The 18,396-nt window shown below is 57.7% G+C and carries 21 protein-coding genes; 11 read left to right on the top strand and 10 right to left on the bottom strand.

What is annotated here, in order from left to right; translation table 11 throughout:
* Positions 1-2 precede the first annotated feature (2 nt).
* Entirely contained in the window at positions 3-1,301 is a 1,299-nt protein-coding gene (locus tag K290_RS0114810; RefSeq protein WP_028752639.1) for a HAMP domain-containing sensor histidine kinase, read from the top strand.
* 83 nt (positions 1,302-1,384) lie between these two features.
* Here the strand turns inward: K290_RS0114810 and K290_RS0114805 are convergent, their stop codons facing one another.
* A complete protein-coding gene (locus K290_RS0114805) occupies positions 1,385-2,308 on the bottom strand; it encodes a LysR family transcriptional regulator (RefSeq protein WP_028752638.1) in 924 nt (307 codons plus the stop codon).
* 129 nt (positions 2,309-2,437) lie between these two features.
* On the opposite strand from K290_RS0114805, the gene K290_RS0114795 reads away from it, so the two are divergent.
* The 3 genes from K290_RS0114795 (at position 2,438) to K290_RS0114785 (ending at position 4,933) form a co-directional block, all read left to right on the top strand.
* Complete coding sequence (locus K290_RS0114795) at positions 2,438-3,286, top strand: DODA-type extradiol aromatic ring-opening family dioxygenase (RefSeq protein WP_028752637.1); 849 nt, start codon at positions 2,438-2,440, stop codon at positions 3,284-3,286.
* Positions 3,287-3,427: 141 nt separating this feature from the next.
* Entirely contained in the window at positions 3,428-3,850 is a 423-nt protein-coding gene (locus tag K290_RS0114790; protein WP_028752636.1) for a DoxX family protein, read from the top strand.
* A 174-nt stretch (positions 3,851-4,024) separates the two neighbouring features.
* Positions 4,025-4,933, top strand: a complete 909-nt coding sequence (locus K290_RS0114785) for an NADP-dependent oxidoreductase (RefSeq protein ID WP_028752635.1) — start codon at positions 4,025-4,027, stop codon at positions 4,931-4,933.
* Positions 4,934-4,986: 53 nt separating this feature from the next.
* Here K290_RS0114785 and K290_RS0114780 read toward each other — a convergent pair whose 3' ends face one another.
* From K290_RS0114780 to K290_RS0114765, 4 genes are all read right to left on the bottom strand, one after another.
* A complete protein-coding gene (locus K290_RS0114780) occupies positions 4,987-5,388 on the bottom strand; it encodes a response regulator (protein WP_028752634.1) in 402 nt (133 codons plus the stop codon).
* A gap of 7 nt (positions 5,389-5,395) precedes the next feature.
* A complete protein-coding gene (locus tag K290_RS34350) occupies positions 5,396-6,634 on the bottom strand; it encodes a sensor histidine kinase (RefSeq protein WP_051264090.1) in 1,239 nt (412 codons plus the stop codon).
* Positions 6,635-6,822: 188 nt separating this feature from the next.
* On the bottom strand, positions 6,823-9,438 hold the full coding sequence (locus K290_RS34345) for a beta strand repeat-containing protein (protein ID WP_051264089.1): 2,616 nt from the start codon (positions 9,436-9,438) through the stop codon (positions 6,823-6,825).
* Between the two features lie 401 nt (positions 9,439-9,839).
* Positions 9,840-10,532 carry a hypothetical protein gene (locus K290_RS0114765; RefSeq protein ID WP_028752633.1) on the bottom strand — a complete coding sequence of 231 codons (693 nt, stop codon included), beginning with the start codon at positions 10,530-10,532 and terminating at the stop codon, positions 9,840-9,842.
* 385 nt (positions 10,533-10,917) lie between these two features.
* Here K290_RS0114765 and K290_RS35880 point away from each other — a divergent pair, with 385 nt between their 5' ends.
* The 4 genes from K290_RS35880 (at position 10,918) to K290_RS0114740 (ending at position 13,819) form a co-directional block, all read left to right on the top strand.
* Positions 10,918-11,220 (top strand): DUF982 domain-containing protein, encoded by a 303-nt coding sequence (locus tag K290_RS35880; protein ID WP_065091438.1) that lies wholly within the window; start codon positions 10,918-10,920, stop codon positions 11,218-11,220.
* A gap of 96 nt (positions 11,221-11,316) precedes the next feature.
* On the top strand, positions 11,317-11,907 hold the full coding sequence (locus K290_RS0114755; RefSeq protein ID WP_028752632.1) for an SOS response-associated peptidase: 591 nt from the start codon (positions 11,317-11,319) through the stop codon (positions 11,905-11,907).
* Positions 11,908-12,272: 365 nt separating this feature from the next.
* A complete protein-coding gene (locus K290_RS34335; RefSeq protein ID WP_051264085.1) occupies positions 12,273-13,163 on the top strand; it encodes an alpha/beta fold hydrolase in 891 nt (296 codons plus the stop codon).
* A gap of 452 nt (positions 13,164-13,615) precedes the next feature.
* Positions 13,616-13,819, top strand: a complete 204-nt coding sequence (locus K290_RS0114740) for a hypothetical protein (protein WP_028752630.1) — start codon at positions 13,616-13,618, stop codon at positions 13,817-13,819.
* Between the two features lie 58 nt (positions 13,820-13,877).
* Here K290_RS0114740 and K290_RS35875 read toward each other — a convergent pair whose 3' ends face one another.
* Together K290_RS35875 and K290_RS0114730 are read right to left on the bottom strand one after the other, a co-directional pair.
* Positions 13,878-14,549: a response regulator gene (locus K290_RS35875; protein WP_051264083.1), complete on the bottom strand. Its 672-nt coding sequence runs from the start codon at positions 14,547-14,549 to the stop codon at positions 13,878-13,880.
* A gap of 182 nt (positions 14,550-14,731) precedes the next feature.
* Positions 14,732-15,436: a Crp/Fnr family transcriptional regulator gene (locus K290_RS0114730; RefSeq protein ID WP_245276546.1), complete on the bottom strand. Its 705-nt coding sequence runs from the start codon at positions 15,434-15,436 to the stop codon at positions 14,732-14,734.
* A 358-nt stretch (positions 15,437-15,794) separates the two neighbouring features.
* On the opposite strand from K290_RS0114730, the gene K290_RS37930 reads away from it, so the two are divergent.
* The 3 genes from K290_RS37930 to K290_RS34320 all read left to right on the top strand — a co-directional run bounded on the left by K290_RS37930 (position 15,795) and on the right by K290_RS34320 (position 16,922).
* Positions 15,795-16,028 carry a hypothetical protein gene (locus K290_RS37930; RefSeq protein ID WP_037135445.1) on the top strand — a complete coding sequence of 78 codons (234 nt, stop codon included), beginning with the start codon at positions 15,795-15,797 and terminating at the stop codon, positions 16,026-16,028.
* Between the two features lie 61 nt (positions 16,029-16,089).
* Positions 16,090-16,323 carry a DUF6894 family protein gene (locus K290_RS0114715; RefSeq protein ID WP_028752628.1) on the top strand — a complete coding sequence of 78 codons (234 nt, stop codon included), beginning with the start codon at positions 16,090-16,092 and terminating at the stop codon, positions 16,321-16,323.
* A gap of 89 nt (positions 16,324-16,412) precedes the next feature.
* A complete protein-coding gene (locus tag K290_RS34320) occupies positions 16,413-16,922 on the top strand; it encodes a metallophosphoesterase family protein (protein ID WP_037135443.1) in 510 nt (169 codons plus the stop codon).
* 117 nt (positions 16,923-17,039) lie between these two features.
* Here K290_RS34320 and K290_RS0114705 read toward each other — a convergent pair whose 3' ends face one another.
* From K290_RS0114705 to K290_RS0114695, 3 genes are all read right to left on the bottom strand, one after another.
* Complete coding sequence (locus K290_RS0114705; protein WP_028752627.1) at positions 17,040-17,468, bottom strand: low affinity iron permease family protein; 429 nt, start codon at positions 17,466-17,468, stop codon at positions 17,040-17,042.
* Between the two features lie 104 nt (positions 17,469-17,572).
* Positions 17,573-18,052, bottom strand: coding sequence for a hypothetical protein (locus tag K290_RS0114700; RefSeq protein WP_154668609.1), 480 nt, complete (start codon positions 18,050-18,052; stop codon positions 17,573-17,575).
* A gap of 84 nt (positions 18,053-18,136) precedes the next feature.
* On the bottom strand, positions 18,137-18,388 hold the full coding sequence (locus K290_RS0114695; RefSeq protein ID WP_028752625.1) for a hypothetical protein: 252 nt from the start codon (positions 18,386-18,388) through the stop codon (positions 18,137-18,139).
* Positions 18,389-18,396: the final 8 nt, after the last annotated feature.

Raw genomic sequence — 18,396 nt, 5'->3', positions numbered from 1 at the left:
TCATGCCCCGGCTATTCTGGAAGTTTTTCGCGACGATCTGGCTGACGCTTGCAACGACGCTCACGGTCATCATCGTTATCGTCAACCTCTTTCAGATCCCGCCCCCCGGCCGCGACCGGGAGTACCAGGAGCGGGCGATCATTCTGAAGCTGACGGCTAACGTGCTCACGACGGATGGCGAGGACGCCGCCGCGCAATTCGTCCGCACAAGCGAGAATACGGTGCCGCTTGGCCTGACGCTTTCGAAAGCCGCGGATGCAAGTGTGTGCGCAGGTGAGAGTACGTCAGAAACGAGATCCGTCCTGAAGGACGGAATTTGCTACCGGATCTCGGTGGCGCCGGAAGCAAGTTTCCTTCTCAATGTTCTGGACAACCTGGCTCTGCTGGTGCCCTGGCTTTCGATCTTTGTTGCGAGCACGGTCGCCGCGGCGGCTCTCGCTAGATATCTCATTCGTCCCGTCGTGCACCTTCGCGACGGCCTGAGCGCACTTGCCCACGGCCGTTTCGATGTCCGCATCGGGAACAAGATGGCCGGCCGAAAAGACGAAGTCACTGCGCTTGCGCATGATTTCGACTCCAGCGCAGCGCGGCTCCATGAGCTTCAAGATGCGCAGCAGCGGCTGTTCCACGACGTGTCCCATGAGCTGCGTTCGCCCCTATCCCGCCTTCAGGCCGCCGTGGGTGTCCTCCGGCAGAATCCGGCGAAACTCGACGTCATGCTGGATCGCATGGACAGGGAGGTCGAACGGCTCGATATGCTAGTAGGAGAAATCCTGACACTTGCCAGACTGACCGCCGGCTCCAGCCTGCCTCTGAAAACGCAATCCGTTGACGTCATCGAGCTTTTGAACGAGATCCTGGGCGACGCAGCATTCGAAGCCCAGGCCAGAGAGGTCTCGATCACGCCCAGCGTCGGCGGCATGTTCGCCGCCGAAGTCGAAGGTGAGCTGATCTATCGGGCACTCGAAAACGTCGTTCGCAATGCCATTAAATATACGGCCCCGCATTCAAGCATCTCGGTGTCCTGTGAAACGACGGCCGATCTCCTCAAGATCCGCGTGACGGATCAAGGACCGGCGGTCGGGCGAGATGAGCTGGAACGCATTTTTCAACCATTTTCCCGCGGCAACGACGCCGTGCCGGAAGGGGGATATGGCCTCGGCCTTGCAATCACGCGGCAGGCGGTCGAGCATCACGGCGGGCGCGTCTCCGCATCGCTGCCCGCAGGCGGCGGCTTGGCCATCACTCTCGAAATTCCGCGGAGACCGGCGGCCTACGCACCGGCAAGCAGGCGCGCCTGAGCAGGCTCGGCCTTAAGCCGCATCTGAAGTTCAGCCTCGGGGCGATCCCAAGTAGGGTTTGGTCAGCGGTCGATCGGATGCCCCTACCCGGCAGGTTGCTCTCCGGCTGCTACCGAACAGAGGTTTTTTCGGTCGGCGAGAAAGTCGATGAAGGTGCGAACCTTGGCTGAAAGGTATTTCTTGCTGGGATATACGGCATGAAGAGTGGCATTGAATGTCGCGGCATTCGGAAGCACCATTTCCAGACGGCCGTCGGCAATATCATTTTGCGTCATCCATATCGGCAGAAAGACCAGCCCCATGTCTTCGAGCGCAGCCAGATGCAACATGATCTCGTTTTCGCTTTGCATGACGGGCCGGAAGTTCACCGTTTCCGGCCCGCCGGGTCCTCCAAGCGCCAAACTGCCGTTCGTGTTCATGCCGCTATAGGCCAACAATGCGTGGCCGTTGAGATCGGCAGGCTCGGCAGGACGTCCCGTTCGCGACAGATAGGCAGGAGACCCCACGAGATGAAAGGCGACCTGCATCAACGGACGTGCAACAAGGCTCGGATCGAGCCGTTCGGGCGCAGTTGCACGCAAAGCGAGATCGAAGCCTTCGTCCACCAGATTGACGATCCGGCCGCTGAGATCGATGTCGAAGCGCACGTCGGGATAGCGCTGCTGATATTCGGCAAGCGCGCGGGCGATCAGCGAATTTGCCGCCCACACCGGCGCGCTGAGCTTCAATGTTCCGCGCGGCATGACGGTGACGTTGCTCACTGCCGCCTCCACCTCGTCCAGCCCGTCGAGCATTTGCCTCGTCTGGTTGAAATAGAGGGTGCCGCTTTCGGTCATGCTGACATGCCGGCTGGTTCGGTTCAGCAACCGGGTTCCCAGCCGACCCTCCAAATGCATCACATGTTTGCTTGCCATTGCGGGCGATAGGCCAAGGCGGTCCGCCGCCACGGTGAAGCTTTTAAATTCTGCCACCGCGCAAAAGACGCGCAAACTCGTCAAGGTATCCATAGATGATCAACCAGGAGGAAATGTTTCTTCAATGTAAGCCACATTGATCAACATCAATGAAAAGTTCAAGGTCCGTCATCAACGCCGCATGCTGTTTAGCATCAGCACCGTTCGACAAGGGCAGGCCGTATGAATGAGCTTAGTCTTCCGACCTATTTCGTCAGTCATGGTGGCGGTCCCTGGCCCTATATCACCGATGGGTTCCGCCGTAACTTCGACAAACTTGAGCAATCGCTGATCGGGATGCGCGCGGAACTCGCCAGCGCGGTCAAGGCAGTCCTGGTCGTCTCGGGGCATTGGGAAGAACAGGGCTTTGCCATATCCTCAGGCGCCCAGCCGGGAATGGTCTACGACTATCACGGCTTTCCGGAATATCTTTATCACATCAAATACGGCGCGCCGGGCGCGCCCGAGCTTGCAAAGCGGGTGCAGTCTCTCCTGCAGGGGCGCGGCATCGAGGCAAAGCTCGACCCCACCCGCGGTTTTGACCACGGCACCTTCAGCATACTGAAGCCGCTCTATCCGGAGGAAAAGGTTCCTGTCGTTCAGCTCTCGCTGGACGCAAGCTACGATCCGGCACTGCACCTTGAAGCCGGGCGCGCGCTGGCGCCGTTGCGCGACGAGGGTGTGCTGATCATAGGAAGCGGCCTCAGCTATCACAATCTCAGGGCAATGCGGAGCAACGAGGGCTACGAGCCATCCCGTCAGTTCGATGCCTGGCTCCAGCAGACGCTGATCCACTCTTCCCCCTATGAGCGGGCGAAATTGCTGCTCGAATGGGAGCAAGCACCATCCGCACGCGCCGCTCATCCGCGCGAGGATCATCTCATCCCGCTGATGGTGGCCGTCGGAGCCGCAAGGGATGAACCCGGCGCCCTCACCTACCATCAGACTGATTTCGCCGGCGGGCTCACGGCATCCAGTTTCCGCTTCGGCAACGCCCCCACCGCCCAATCGGCTACGGGAGAAGCGCAATAGCGAAACAATCCGCCGACGCCTGCCGACATGAGCGCGCGCCAAAGAGCTTTACCAAAGGCGCGCCGTGATGAAGTTCCGGAAAAACTCGACCTCAACACCACAGCCGCTTGACGATTTCAACGGCCATTCAGGAGAAGTATTATGTTGAACACCACCAAATGGGCGCCTCACGTCCTCGCGATTTTGCGAATCGTGACCGCGCTGCTGTTCCTCGAACACGCGACCATGAAGTTCTTCCAGTTCCCGGCAGCAATTCCCGGCGTACCCTATCCATTGCCGGCCATCATGATCGTCGCCGGCGCAATCGAGATCGTCACGGGATTGTTGATCACCGCCGGTCTGTTCACGCGCATAGCCGCCTTCGTCGCCTCGGGCGAGATGGCAGCCGCCTATTGGATGGCGCATGCGCCGCAAGGCTTCTGGCCGGCGCTCAACATGGGCGAAGCAGCCATCATGTTCTGCTTTATCTTCCTCTATATCGCCTTTGCCGGCGCGGGCAATTGGGCGCTCGACAACGTCCTCAGACCCTCTACGAAGCAGGTGTCGCTTACCCAAGGTGCGTAGAGCCAATGCGCTCCCGTCACCAAGCGGGAGCGTATCGCCTGCTGGCGGTCTGACGGCACGTGCTCCGCTCGCCCCGCAGCCAAATTGTCGCAAACCGGTTCGAACAGCCGCGCTGTTTTGTGTGAACCGATTCATTCCCGATCCAATCAAACAACAAGCTTCCGGAGACAAGCAATGAAGGCTGCTCTTCTGAAATCCTACGGTGATATCGATCAATTCGAAATCGGAGAGATTCCGACACCGAAGGCGGGATCGGGCGAAGTCCTGATCAAGATCGAAGCTTCCGCAGTCAATCCCTTCGATCTCATCCTGCGCCAGGGCTTTATGGCCAAATACATACCGCTACCGTTGCCGGCGGTGCTGGGCGGAGACGCCGCCGGCACGATATCGGACATCGGCGAGGGCGTTATCGGCTTGGCGGTCGGCGACAGCGTCGTTGCCGACTTCCCAGCGAATGGCAAAGGGGCCCATGCGGAATTCGGCGTCGTTCCCGCAACCTCCGTTGCCAAGCTGCCGGGCGCCCTGTCTTTCGAACAGGGAGCCGCGTTGGTAAAGGCCGGCCTTACCGGTCGGCAGACGGTGGACGCTTTGGAGATCAAGGCGGGGGATCGTATATTGATTTCGGGCGGGCTCGGCGCCGTTGGCCGCGCCGCCATCCAATATCTCCAGCAGATCGGTGCCAAACCCGTCGCCGGCGTTCGTCCCGAGCGGTTGAACGAGGCCCGCGAGCTAGCAGGAGAAGCGCTGGATATCACCGTACCAGCGGGAAGCCCCACCTTTGACTACGCGATCAGCGCTGCGGCGCCCGTGGCCGTAAACCTCATTGGACATGTAAATAATGGTGGCCAAGTCGCCAGCATCGTTCCCGTACCTGAGGGCGCCAATACGGACAACCGCGTGATCATCCACGAACTCTACCATCGAACCGATGCAGCGACGCTAGACGCGGTGCTGGATGCAGCCGCGCGGGGATTGCTCGTGATCCCCATATCGCACACCTTTCTGCTGGAAGAGATCGGTGCGGCTCAAAACGCGGTCGCCCAAGGAGCTCGAGGGAAGGTCGTGTTGAAACACGCATCGTAGAGAAACCCTCAAGCCGCGGGCACAAGCACGCGGCTTCATGAGGTGCAAATCGATCAAAACGCCCGATCGTTGCGAATGTCACTTTGAATGCGCGCGACACAACCTTCGATTTTTGCCAGCAAAATCTCAAAATCGATGGGTTTGGTCAGATAATCGGCCGCACCTGCTCGCAAGCCCATGACCACATTCTGCTTATCGGTCATCGCGGTTAGGAAGATGAAAGGGACATTGGCAAGTTCGGGATAGTTGATCTGAATTTCCGCCAGCAATTGATGACCATCCATTTCCGGCATGGTGATGTCACAAATGACGATATCCGGCCATTTCGATATCAGGAGTTCCAAGCCCTCACGGCCATTCGATGCTTCGAGCGTCGTAAAGCCTGCCTCCGCCAATTCTTCGACGATCAGGCCCCTGATTTCTGCCTCGTCATCAATGCATAGAACAGTCGTCATTATTAGCTTACCCTTGTGATGATTGCGCAACGTTGGTGCGGTCCACAGATATCGGAGAGGCATTCTTCGAAATCGGAAGTGTGATGATCAGGGAAGTGCCTTTCCCTTTTTTGCTGTCGATCTCGATCGACCCGCCGTGCAAGTCTACGATCTGCTTGACCAGATATAGACCAAGGCCTGTGCCGGGAATCCCCGTGGACGTCCGTGCGCGAAAATATCGCTGAAAGATCTTGGGCACATCCTCGGCGTCGATACCGACACCATTGTCTCGCACGACAATTTTGACCGCCTCGCCCTCTTGCCATCCGGAAACGTAGATGTCCGGTTGATGGGGAGCATACTTGGCGGCATTCGACAGCAGATTCGAGAAAACCTGCTCAAGAGCAAATTTGTCGGCCTCAATATATTCAGGCAAGGAATCGATATCGCTTATGATGCGGTGTGACTTGGTGATCGTCGACTGACGATGACAGCAGGACTCAATCATCGCTCTTAGCGGAAATCGCTCATGCCGGATTTGAATGGTGCCGTTGTCCATGCGACTTGCCGCTAGGATGCTTTCCATCAAATCGACGATCCTCAGCACGGACGACCGTATTTGCTCCGCCTTGTCTCGAACGAACTGAAGCGAGACCTCGCCTTTTGCGCGCAACAGGCGTTGAGCCGCCCCATCGATAATGGCCAAAGGCGTGCGAAATTCGTGCGACGCCAGCGCGACGAATTGGCGCTGCAACTCATTGATATTTCGCTCCTGCAGCAGAAGCCGTTCCAGTTCACGCGTCTGTTCTTCGACTTCCTGCGTTCTCAAAGCCACCGTCGCTTCAAGCGTTTCCTTATTTTTGAAGAGGGCTTCGGCGTTTCTGACGCTCTCGGTAATATCTTCGTGGGTGGCAACATAACGGCCGTCCTCCATGGAACTATGGGTGATGCGCACCACCCGCCCGTCCTGAAGTGTAATGTCCTGACTAGCCCTGCCGCCCTTCTGGGCCGCCAGTCCAACCACGTCGAAATATGTGGCTGCATGAAGTGGTCCGTTACCGACGCCGGCCCGATAGTCGAGTATGGCTGGAAGCGGCGTCCCTGCAAGCGTCAGATCTTCGGGCAAATCGTACATCTGTGCGTAAGAAAAATTGCACAAAATCAGTTTCTTATCGGCAGAAAACATGCAAAGCCCATGGGGCATATTGTCCAGTGCAATATCGAGAAGGCCATCCCGCTGCCTGGTGACCCATGTTTGCGCATCCATCACGACGAACTCCCCAACGAGTTCGGTCAAGATAGATTTATAATACTAATTTTATCTTGCACTTCAGAGTGGTTCATCCACAGCCACAACTCGCCTGATTGCGAGTTGTTTCAAAGCATGACCGACACGCGGTGTTCCGTAAAAGAGCTTAAGCCATGCAAGCCACTGGCCATTACAGCGCGGCGTCCTCAGCTATAGGCAGCATAGGCCGCAATGATTGCCTCGACTTGCGCCGAGTCCAATGCCGCCGCCTGGGCTGTCGTAATAGCGTACAATTGGGCGCTGGACAGAATGGAAATATCATAGGTGGACAGTCCCGCCAGGCCTCGGGTGCCAATCGCTTCGATTTGACCAGTCGATAACGTCTCAATGTCCTTCGACGACAAGGCACCGATCTCTGAGGAGGTCAGCGCCGCGATCTGCGTCGTGGTCAATGAACCGATTTGCGCCGTCGATAGCGCGGCAATCTGGCTGGTGGTCAGCGCCGCGATCGAGGTGGTCTTCAGCGAAGCAAGTTGCGTGGTCGAGAGTGCGGCCACGGCGACGGTGCTCAGAGCCGCAACCTGCTTCAGACTCAAAGCGGCGATCTGCGTGGAACTCAAAACGTCGATCTGACCGGTCGTCAGCGCAGTAATCTGGCTGGTCGTCAGCGCCGCGATCTGCGCCGTCTTGAAAGCGGCGATCGTGCCGGTGGTGAGCAATGCGACATTAGCAGTGGAAAGCTTCGACAGGGCCGACGCGCTGAGTGCTCCGATTTGGCTGCTCGACAGTGCCGCAATATCCGCCGTCGACAGGGCACCGACCTCTATAGCAGAGAGCGCTGCGATCTGCGTCGTCGTCAACGCGGCGACCTGCGTTGTCGACAGGGCCGCGATCTCACCGGTGGTCAGGCCGGCGATCGAGGCGGTCTTCAGCGCAGCGATTTGCGCGGTTGAAAGCGTAGCCACGCCGTCGGTGCTCAGAGCCGCAACCTGCTTCAAGCTCAGAGCGGCCATCTGCGCGGAGCTCAGGACATCAATCTGATTAGTGGTGAGCGCCGCGATCTGGCTGGTCGTCAGCGCCGCGATCTGCGCCGTCGTCAAGCCGGCGATCGTGCCGGTGGTGAGCAATGCGACATTGTCGGTGGAAAGCTTCGATAGAACCGACGCGCTGATGGCTCCCATTTGGCTGCTCGACAGCGCAGCAATATCCTTCGACGACAGGGCACCGACCTCTATGGCAGAAAGAGCGGCGATCTGCGTCGTCGTCAATGCACTGATCTGTGTTGTGGATAGTGCCGCGATCTCAGCGGTTGTCAACCCGGCGATCGAGGCGGTCTTTAGCGCAGCGATTTGCGCGGTCGAAAGCGTCGCCACGGCATCGGTGCCCAAAGCCGCAACCTGCTTCGCGCTCAAAGCACTGATTTGCGTGGAACTTAAGACATCGATCTGACCGGTCGTGAGCGCAGCGATCTGACTGGTCGTCAGAACCGCGATCTGCGCCGTCTTCAAAGCGGCGATCGCGCCAGTGGTGAGCAACGCGACATTATCGGTGGAAAGCTTCGAGAGGGCAGTCGCGCTGATGGCGCCGATTTGGCTGGTCGACAGCGCCGCAATCTCTTCCGACGAAAGAGCACCGACCTCTGCGGCAGAGAGCGCGGCGATCTGTGCGGTCGACAGCGACGCGATCTGCGTCGTCGACAGCGCCGCGATCTCAGCGCTGGTCAGCCCGGCGATCGAGGCGGTCTTCAGCGCAGCGATTTGCGCGGTCGAAAGTGCGACCACGCCGTCCGCGCCCAAAGCCGCAACCTGCTTCATGCTCAGAGCAGCCATCTGCGTGGAACTCAAAACGCCGATCTGACCGGTCGTGAGCGCAGCGATCTGACTGGTCGTCAGAGCCGCGATCTGCGCCGTCTTGAAAGCAGCGATCGTGCTGGTGGTGAGCGCCGCGACATTCGCAGTGGAAAGCTTCGACAAGACCGACGCACTGATGGCTCCGATTTGGGTACTTGACAGCGCTTGGATGTCTTCCGACGAAAGGGCACCGATCTCCGTTGCAGAAAGAGCGGCGATCTGCGCCGTCGACAGCGACGCGATCTGAGTCGTCGACAGTGCCGCGATCTCACCGGTGGTGAACCCGGCGATCGAGGCGGTCTTCAGCGCAGCGATTTGCGCGGTCGAAAGTGCGGCCACGCCGTCGGCGCCTAGAGCCGCAACCTGCTTCATGCTCAGAGCAGCCATCTGCGTGGAACTCAAAACGTCGATCTGACCGGTCGTGAGCGCAGCGATCTGACTGGTCGTCAGAGCCGCGATCTGTGCGGTCGTCAAGCCGGCGATCGTGCTGGTGGTGAGCAACGCGACATTATCTGTGGAAAGCTTCGATAAGACTGACGCACTGATGGCTCCGATTTGGCTGCTCGACAGCGTCTCGATATCCGCGGTCGACAGGGCACCGACCTCTGCGGCAGAGAGAGCGGCGATCTGCGTCGTCGTCAAGGCACTGATCTGCGCCGTCGACAGCCCCGCGATCTGAGTGGTGGTCAGCCGCTTCACGTCGACCGTGGAGAGCCCCCCAATCTGGACCGACGACAGAACGGCCAATTGGTCTAGCCCCAAGCCAACAATGGCGCTCGCCGATATGGCGTTGATTTGCTTAGAGCTAAGGACAGCAACGTCCTCGGTATCCAACGCGGCGATCTGGACTGAGGTCAGCGCATTGACTGCGCTCGTGCTCAGCGCCGCGACCTCGTCTGTGCTCAGAGACGCTATGGTGGCGGTGGAAAGAGCTTTGATCGCACTGGCGGACAGAGAAGAAATGATTGTCATAGGCGAGCGTTCCAAATGTTAGCTTGATCAGGCCTTACCGGATGAGGCCGCCATGGCGCTTCGGACGGCTGGCGACAGCGGCAGAGGCGTCGGAATAAACGCGATGCGAACTAGCTGACTGCTTTTGTTTTCATAGTGCCCGCGCTACTCGCTAGGATGTTTCTTGTTAACACCCGTAACAGTGGCACCTGATCCGAAGCTTGCGCGTCTTGGCTTTCTGCCGCGGTGACCTGCCATGGGTGGCGTTCTGCAAAATGGCTTCGGAAAACCCTTGTCATCACCAATAAAGATCGACGCGACATGCTCAGCTAAGAAGAAGCCGGGCGACCGCCCGGCTCGTTCCATGCCAGAAATCTCATCCTTGTTGTCGGATGTGAAACGCGAGGGCGCACGCCTGCCCGTCACGGCTGTTTTCGAACTGTGCCGACCACCAGTCGACCGGCGCTTCCATCGGAAAGCTTTACCTTCCCCGAGGCTGACATGAGATCCGGCGCTCTCGTAACCTCGGCTTGCCCGGTACGACCGTCTGAGCATTTGACCGGAAGAGTAACTGTCGGGCGCCGATCCTTCAGGTCGTAGGTGCCGGAGCATTTCACCGAATGCCGTGACGACTGGACCGAGAAGTGGCCGTCGCCGTGCGACGCGATCGTCGAGCCTTTGAACGTCTCGCCGGAATCCATTTTCGCCGAAACCGGAAGAACTATGTCGCCTTTTCCACGACCCTGCGGCTTCGGCAGGCTCGAAGCGGAGATCCTCAAAGCCCTCGAAATGCTGGGATTCATGACGTGACCTTGGACAAACTGAACATAGTCGTCGTAGGGGATGGCGCCTTTCGCGTAAGCGGTGAGGATCCGGCGGCAAAACTCAAGGCGGACATTGGCCTCCGAAACGCCCATCAGCTTCGCAAGCTTCTTTTGCGCGTCCGGCTCGATGCCACTGTGGCTGCATGCCTGGATGTTCCAGTTAAGAACCGTGGCATCGCTCAGTTGATTCCTATCGTATTCATACCCGCCCTTGCTCGTGACCGACGCGGCGTTCGCCGACATGGAAAAAGCCGCTACAGCGACGGCTACCAAAACCATAAGCTTTTTCATTCCGCCCCATTTCTCTTCGGATGTTTGGTGCTCGTGCACCGCCTCGGATCAGATTTCGGCGACTGGTCTCGCAAAGAGAATTGCCCGCAGAGGCTGAGCTTTTCGATTCGCGCGGCCGCCTTCTTTCACTTAACCCGGTAACTTAAGGCAATTCAGCCGTATGAGCTTCCTCATCTTGTTCTTTTGCACGATTAATACACGGAAAAATTTTAAATTAAGATAGTACACGCTTCTTTGCCATTTTGACGGCCAACTCAATTGGGCTGCGTTGGCCCGCTAACTTCGTTCAAGCTCACACAGAGTGACAGGAGGAAAAAGGCCCAGCATCCATCCTTCCGCAGGAACAAAGATACCTTCGGCTCCGTTCTAGCAGCAGAGGTAGATCATGTTGACGCATGAAACATGGCAGGAGCCCGTAAGTCTTGAGCTACACCGGATCGGCGTATTTCGAACGATCAGGAGCAGTTCCGAAGCACTCGACTGTCTGGTGGCAGATTGGCCCGCCGAAGAAGACCAGGCTTATGAGGATGCGCTGATGATCTGTCGCGCCGCAATCGAGGGCAAATCCGACCCCGAGCTTGCGAGAGATGCCTTCATCGTGGCAGCTTACGAAGCCCGCATCTATATGAGGCTCGGATATTTCATCCCGGATTTTGTTACCCTCGAGCTACCGAACGCGCCGTTCTGAGATCCTGAGCGGATTTGGCGGCGGATGTCAGCATCGATATTGCACCTGCATTGGCCCGACTGCGAGCGGATCTATTTGAGGCGAAAAGGACGCCCAATGTGCAATGATTATCGGCTGTTGGTGGACGTCGCCTCTATCGTGAGGGAGTTCTCCCATCTGAAGATCAATATCCGTTTCGGGGAAGGGACGCCGAACCTCGAAGCGCGGGAGGACATCAAGATCACCGATGTCGGACCGATCGTCCGGACCGTCGACGGGGTCCGAAATGGGGGCGAGCTCGTGCAGAGGCGCTGGAGTTGGCCTGGGCCGAGCAAGCGGCCGGTGTATAATTTCCGATCGGAGGGGCGGGAATTCAATTCCAATCGCTGCCTGATCGTTGCGGACGGCTTTTACGAGTTCACTGATCCAAGCGACCCTAAAAAGAAGCGCAAGGACAAGTGGCTGTTCACCAAGAAGGACGAACCGATCTTCTGCATTGCCGGCATATGGCGCGAAACGCCGGATGTTGGCCAAGCCTTCACCATGCTGACGATGGAGCCGGGACCCGACATCGCTGCATACCACGACCGGCAGATAGCCATCCTCGAGCGCAATGCATGGGCCGATTGGCTCGATCCAACCGTATCGGCGAAGTCGCTGATAAAACCGCTTCCTGCGGGCATGCTCGTGGTGAATCAGGTCGGCTAGGAGACCACGCCGGAAGAGCCAGCGGCATTTGCCATTCCGGCGTTCGACCTCCCGGCAGCGGATAATAGTAAGCCATAGTCCGAAGATCAGCGGCGTTCCTGCAATTTGGCAAAAATCGTGGCGCGTGGCGGGAACAATGATAATGCCGGCAAGTTCGATGCGCCGCCGGAGACACGCCTGGCCGCTCTTGTGCCTAGGTCGCGTCCTGTTGCCGTTGGCAGGATCCCGTCCCTGCTAACGGCTTTTTTGCCCGCACTATCGAAAAATTTGCGCAATCGTTCCGCAGCGAAACGCCGCCTTGCCCTCACCAAGCCTCCAGGACTGCGCTGCCGGAACTTTGCCGAATCATAGGCGTTCTACGGCTCATGTTCACGAAACAATTAATTCAGCCTCGATCCGGTACCATACGCCTCCTTGGTGATCAGCAGGTTCATATTCTAGAAAGCGGTAAGCAAAACGGGAACCCGGTCGTCCTTCTTCACGGTTGCGGCAGCCTTGCGGAAGAGGTGCTGTTCCCTTTTGAGAACAGCGAGTTTCGGCTGATTGCCCCTGATCGCCCGGGATATGGTTTCAGCACATCGCTCCCGCCGGCGGATCGGGGGCCGCTCGGCCAATCGTTTTGGTTGGAGCGCTTTCTCGTTGCCTATGGTCTCGCGTCCGTCTGGATCGTCGCGCACTCGATCGGCAGCGCTACAGCACTGCACCTCGCCGCGCGAAGGGCCGATCTGGTAAAGGCGCTTCTTCTCATCTCTCCTTGCTGCAGTCCGGTTCGGCCAAAGCCCTTGATCGTCCTGAGGGCTGCGTCGGCTCCGCTCGTCGGGCCACTGATCCGCCGCCACGTCATCAGTCGGCTGGCAACATTCTTCCTGGATCGCGGCCTTCGAGCATCATCGTTTCCCGACCCTTTGCCGCCACACCTCGCAGCGTTGCCGGCCAGCCATATGGTCAATCCGATTGCAATTGAAACAATGGCCGATGAACTACGGGCCTTCAACCGGGATATGGCATTGCTGCCGAAGCTGCCGGCGGACATCCCCATGCATGTCCTTTTCGGTTCTGAAGATCGCATTGTTGACCCGGCTGTGCACATCGACTGGCTTCGTCAGAAACATTCTGCGATCGTTGTCAAACTGCTCGACGGCGTCGGGCATCTGCCGCATCACGTTGCCCCTAGCGTAGCGCAGCGGATGTTGAGTGATCTTGCCAGAACGCAAGCGTCGCAAATCACGGAGCAGCCCTTTATCGATGTCGCATGAACTCCGGTAACCCAGCCAATTCTTGCCGATCCCTTCGCTTCTTTTACCAAGCAACGATCCAGAGATAGTTGGGGTTTCTCCAGCAAAATTTGATCCACGCGCCTATATCCGTCAGCTTCTAAAGATCTGATCCAGTTAAAAATCACTCACAGAAGGAACTATGTGAGAATTCGGCAGTTGGGAGCAACTGGAGACTCTTATGATGCAGTATCTTCCATTGCCGTTGATCGCCGAGCCGATAGTAGGCACGAGTTTGACATCTTGGATCAAGCAGACGTGCACTGCGCTGGAATTGGATATCTTCACATCGCCGGAGCCTACGGTTGCGAAAAGCATTTACCGGCGAGGATGCGTTAGCCTCCACATGAACGAGATGCCTCGCTTCGAGAGAGGCTGCCCGCCAATCACCCGAATGACCTGTGGAATAGCCAACGGCTGAAGAGGATATTCATATGACCGCAGCGCAACTCGCCATCATGTTCGGCTCTCTCACACTCACAAGCTGGTTCCTGGCCGGGCTTATATCCGTTTCCGCCGACTCCCGTTTCGGAAGGCGCCATTTGGGCAACGAAGGTCGAGCAGGCATGATCGCCTTGTCGCTCAACCTTCTCGGGCTGCTAGCTGCCGCCATGGCCATTGCGTCCGCCGGGTTCTAGGAATTCGAGACAGGCACAAGACGGTATTTTTCGCAGCTCACTATCGTGATAACCGGCCCTATTGAGACCGCCAACAAACTGGTTGGGAATTCAGGCAGCAGCCGGCCGACGAATCGACGGCGTTGGACGCGATGGTCGTTGGCCTGTCCGTAAGATGGGCTGCAATCAATCCCCAATCGACAGGCTTGGAAAATTTCGGTGTCGAGCGATAGAACGCAGGTATTTGCCTGTCATCGCGACCTGACACGAAGGCGAACGGAATACGCTTCATTTTGAGAAATGCAGCGACAGGGTAAACCGTCTGTCCGTCCAAAACGATGTCAAGGAGAGCTGCGTCGACCCGAACATGCGGCGACTCGACGATTTCGAAAGCGTCGCTGACATTTCCCACCGGACCGACAACTTTTGCGCCCAACTCAGTCAGCCTTTGGGCTGCTTCTCGAGCGATCATGTATTCGTCTTCGACCACGAGAAAGTGGCGTCCCCTGATGTCGTGATGGAGTTTCACGGTGGCGAAGCGATTTCTGGCCGCTACCCGGCACAGCTCTTCCAACCGCTCTTGCAAGACCAGACCCCGCGAATACATCCGCAGGACATAACGGGCAAACTCCTCCCGCTGGTCTGGCGCGGAGGTAAACCAGGGCTCAGAGCTCACGCGATCGAACACGCGCTGCGGAACAACAAGATCTTCCGGCTGAAAAATGCCATGGGAGAGAGCGAGCAAGAGCATGCAAGCGGTTCCTTGTGCCAATTCGGGCCGGCGGGAAAGTGATCGTGTCATGCACAGATGCACTAATCAATGGTTGATAGAGCGAGAGCGTGCGTTCGTACGGTAGCAGTCAAACGCAGAGATCTGCGGATGTGCCAGCGTTACCGCACGGAGGGAGGCTCGATATCTCCACGCAAGAGAGCTTAAATCTCTGAAATGAGACGACGATATTCTGCTTCGGGAAGTCCATAGGCTTCGCCTGCGAGAGCCTCGAGACCCTTACGATCTCTGATCGAAATCAGGCTGCGTTCCGCTTTGATGAGCCGCTGTCCTTCGAGGATATGAAGCGCGTCCGTCACGCTTGGACGCCTGACGCCCAGCATCAGAGCCAAGAATTCGTGGGTTAGAGGAAGCTCATTGCCAATCCTGTCATTGCACATCAGGAGCCAGCGAGCGAGCCGCTGCTCGACGTTGTAGCGCCCGTCTGCAAGGGCAGTAGAGGCGATCTGGATCATGAAGACATGCGCATACCGAAGCAGAAGCTGCCGCAAAGGGCGACTGACATCCATGACGCGCTGTAGATCGTCGGAGCGTATTTTCAGCGCGACCCCACCGGCTTCCATAAAGCTCCGGTGAGGTGTCGTATCCACCCCGAGCACCACCGGCGCTCCCGAAAAGCCCTCACGCCCCACACATCCAACTTCGATCTGTTTGGAGCCGGCATTGATCGCAATCTCGGAGGAAAGACCACTCTCGAAGAAGTAGACATGCTCGATGGGCTGCAACGGCTCAAACAGCACATCTTTCTGCTTCAGGGTCACCGCATCGAGAAGCGGGCGCAGGAGCTGCATGTCCTCCGGCGAAAGCGTCGCAAGAAGGAGGTTCTGGATATCACGATGATCATCCACGCTCAAATCTGCTCCTCCGGAGCCGCTCCCGGTGGCTTGCAAGAGCTTTGCTTCGTTTGCGGTCGGACTGCATCCAGCCCGCACGCTTTGCGCCGGCGAAAGCCTTCGTTGCGACAGAACACGATAGTCGTCCGGTTTGTTCCCGGCGATTCATCTGCCTGAAAGACAAGTGTTTTCGTCTATTAAAGGAACGTTCGGAGTCGCCCTCTGAGCTCGCTCGACCAGGATCGTCATCCACGCCTCCTTCGTATCCGCGTTCGTCTTACGCGCCTCGCATTCCCCTTCCGATTTCTGGCTCAAGAACATTCATTTTCGCGAGCTTTCTTTGTTGGGTCCGGCTTCGTACGTTTGCGACCCATTGATCGAACCGATCGACATCACCATCTATCGGGAAACGCTCAACAAAAAAGACGATACGATGGTTAGCAGGATCAGAAAGACGCTGACCGTGCAACAACGCATGGCCGCGTTCGAACATACAAACAAGGTGGCAATGGAAGCTGCGGACGAAGAGCGCAGGAACCGCGAGGAGAAAACGGAGCGGCTGCGCAGATTGCGCTTGTCGACCACGGGCGAAGGTCGGAAAAGATAGGCTCATCCGTTAGGGAACCGCCATCAGCCGGAAGCATTCTCTTCTCCGACAGGAGATTCCCATGCCGAAATTCTTTTTCCAAATCATCGACCGGACGAGCGCGGAACCGATCGAGGTGGAACACGACTTTGCGACCGCAGAGGAAGCCAAGCGCCAAGCTCGAACGGCCTTGGCCGAGATGGCGCGCGACGGCCTTCCCGAAGAACCGCTGAATATGCTGACGGTCGAAGTGTTCGATGCGGAACGCAAGCCGATCATCGAACTTCGGCTCGTGCTTGAGGAAATCCCCAAATAGATCACCATGACGCGAAGCGGCGTCCCCTTCCGTCAGGCAAATCGCTAAAAAGCCCTTGGTTTCCCATCGAAGTCCGCCATCTTGCCCGAATGATCTATTTTACGAGCGATACCCATTTTGCCGATCCACGCGTGCTGAGGATCGACCGCCGTCCCTTCCCGGACATGGCATTCCATGATGTCGCCCTGATCAAGAACTGGAACGAGATCGTCGGAACCGAAGACGATGTCTGGCACCTTGGCGACTTCATGTCGTCTCGCGGCGACTGCGATCAGCTTCTCTCGATGCTGAATGGCCGTAAGCATCTTATCATCGGGAACAACGACCCCGAAGCCACGGTCAAGGCGAGCGGCTGGAAAAGCGTCCAGCACTACAGCGAAATGATCCTTGACGACCACCTGCTGATCCTCTGTCACTATCCTTTTCGAACCTGGAACCGGATGGGCAGGAAGTCGATCAATCTCCACGGCCACTCCCATGGAAGGCTAAAACCGCTTCCTCGCCAGTACGATGTCGGCGTCGACGCTCAGGGCCTGCGCCCGGTATCACTTGCAACCCTGCTGAATTCGATCGAAAGGGCTGCCCCCGCGAAGACGTAGACGTTCGCCTCCCGAGCATGCCGAACGCACGGCCATTTCGGATCTGTGCCGGTCCCCGGCCCCGAAATTCGATGGGGCCGAAGCTCTGTAGCAAGCGAGAGCCGGGGCCGGACCGCGCTAATCGGCCAAGGAACTGCGGGCCTCTTCCCGCAGGTCGGCCCGATCATCAGCGGCATCTCCAATACATTCGGCCTTGCGCGTAAGTGCCTCGCTCATTTCGCGGAGCTGCTGTTCGTCGAGCTTCTCAATGCCGACAAATCTGTTTTGGGCCTGCGATGTCAGAATGAGCTCATCGAGCTTTGCCTGCAGGGCCTTACCGTCACGGTTCTGGGAGTTCTGAAGCACGAATACCATCAGGAAGGTAATAATCGTCGTTCCGGTGTTGATGACAAGCTGCCAAGTTTCGGAAAAGGCGAAGAAAGGTCCGGAAATCGCCCAGACAAGGATAAGCCCTGCCGCTAGGACGAAAGTAGCAGGCTTTCCGCAGAGATCTGCGATCGTGGCGGCGAATTTGGAGAACAATTTGGAGGCGGAAATTTCGGTCATGATCACCCTCGCGTTACAACGGCGGGGAATAACGCAAAGATGAATGCCCCAGTTCCGGCACAAGATACTTAAGACGCCAAGAGGTTAAGCAGAATCGCTGCCGCTTATGCCTCGACCGGCGAAGGATAAGTTGCTTCAAGGATTGGTGACTGGAAACTTTGGAACATGCCAGGCCGGTATTTGTTCGACGTCGGCAAACAAAGAACATCGAAGGAGAAAATCATGTTCTTAAAGATCATGGCAGTATCGGTTCTTTCCATTGGCCTTGCAACGTCGGCATTGGCCCAGCAGTCCGGCAGCAGCGGTAGCGGATCGAGTTCGGGAAGCGGTTCCGGGGCATCGACATCTTCAGGCTCCGGAGACACCGGCACCAACAGCACCAATGGCTCCAAGACCAACAGCGGCAGCACCACTAGCGGCACCAGCAGCGGCGCCAGCAACGACGCCGGAAAGGCCAGCGACTGCAACGCAATGTCGACATCGAAGAACACGACGACGATGAAGCAGGACCAGGCGGCCAATCCTGCAGCCTCGTCAAACTGCCCATAACCGAAGTAGGCAGTAGCTGATACCTGCTGCCTCACTTTCCTTTCGGAAATTGCTATGTCCGGTCCAGATTTGGGCCCGGCAGATCCGGTCGCCCAATGATCGCGAGCGACCGGAAAACACTAGCCGGATACGGTTGCCTTCGGCTTGGAACGTCCGAACAGGCCACGCGCACTCTCGACCATGACCTTCAGATGGGAGGCATCGCGCACGCCTTGCCGATAGAGCTCAATTACGATGGCCGCAATGCGTTCGGCCTCTTCCGAGTTCCTGGCTACCGCGATCTCCTTCAGCAGTTCGTCGAAAACGGACTGGCAGGCGGCGAGATCGCGGGCATCGAGAAAAGCCGATTTTTGAACGTCGATTGTTTCCATTTCGAGGT

Source organism: Rhizobium leucaenae USDA 9039 (assembly GCF_000426285.1).
In the GTDB taxonomy this organism is placed as follows: domain Bacteria; phylum Pseudomonadota; class Alphaproteobacteria; order Rhizobiales; family Rhizobiaceae; genus Rhizobium; species Rhizobium leucaenae.
Note: the sequence above shows the minus strand (reverse complement) of the source record. Positions and strands in the feature narration are given on the sequence as shown.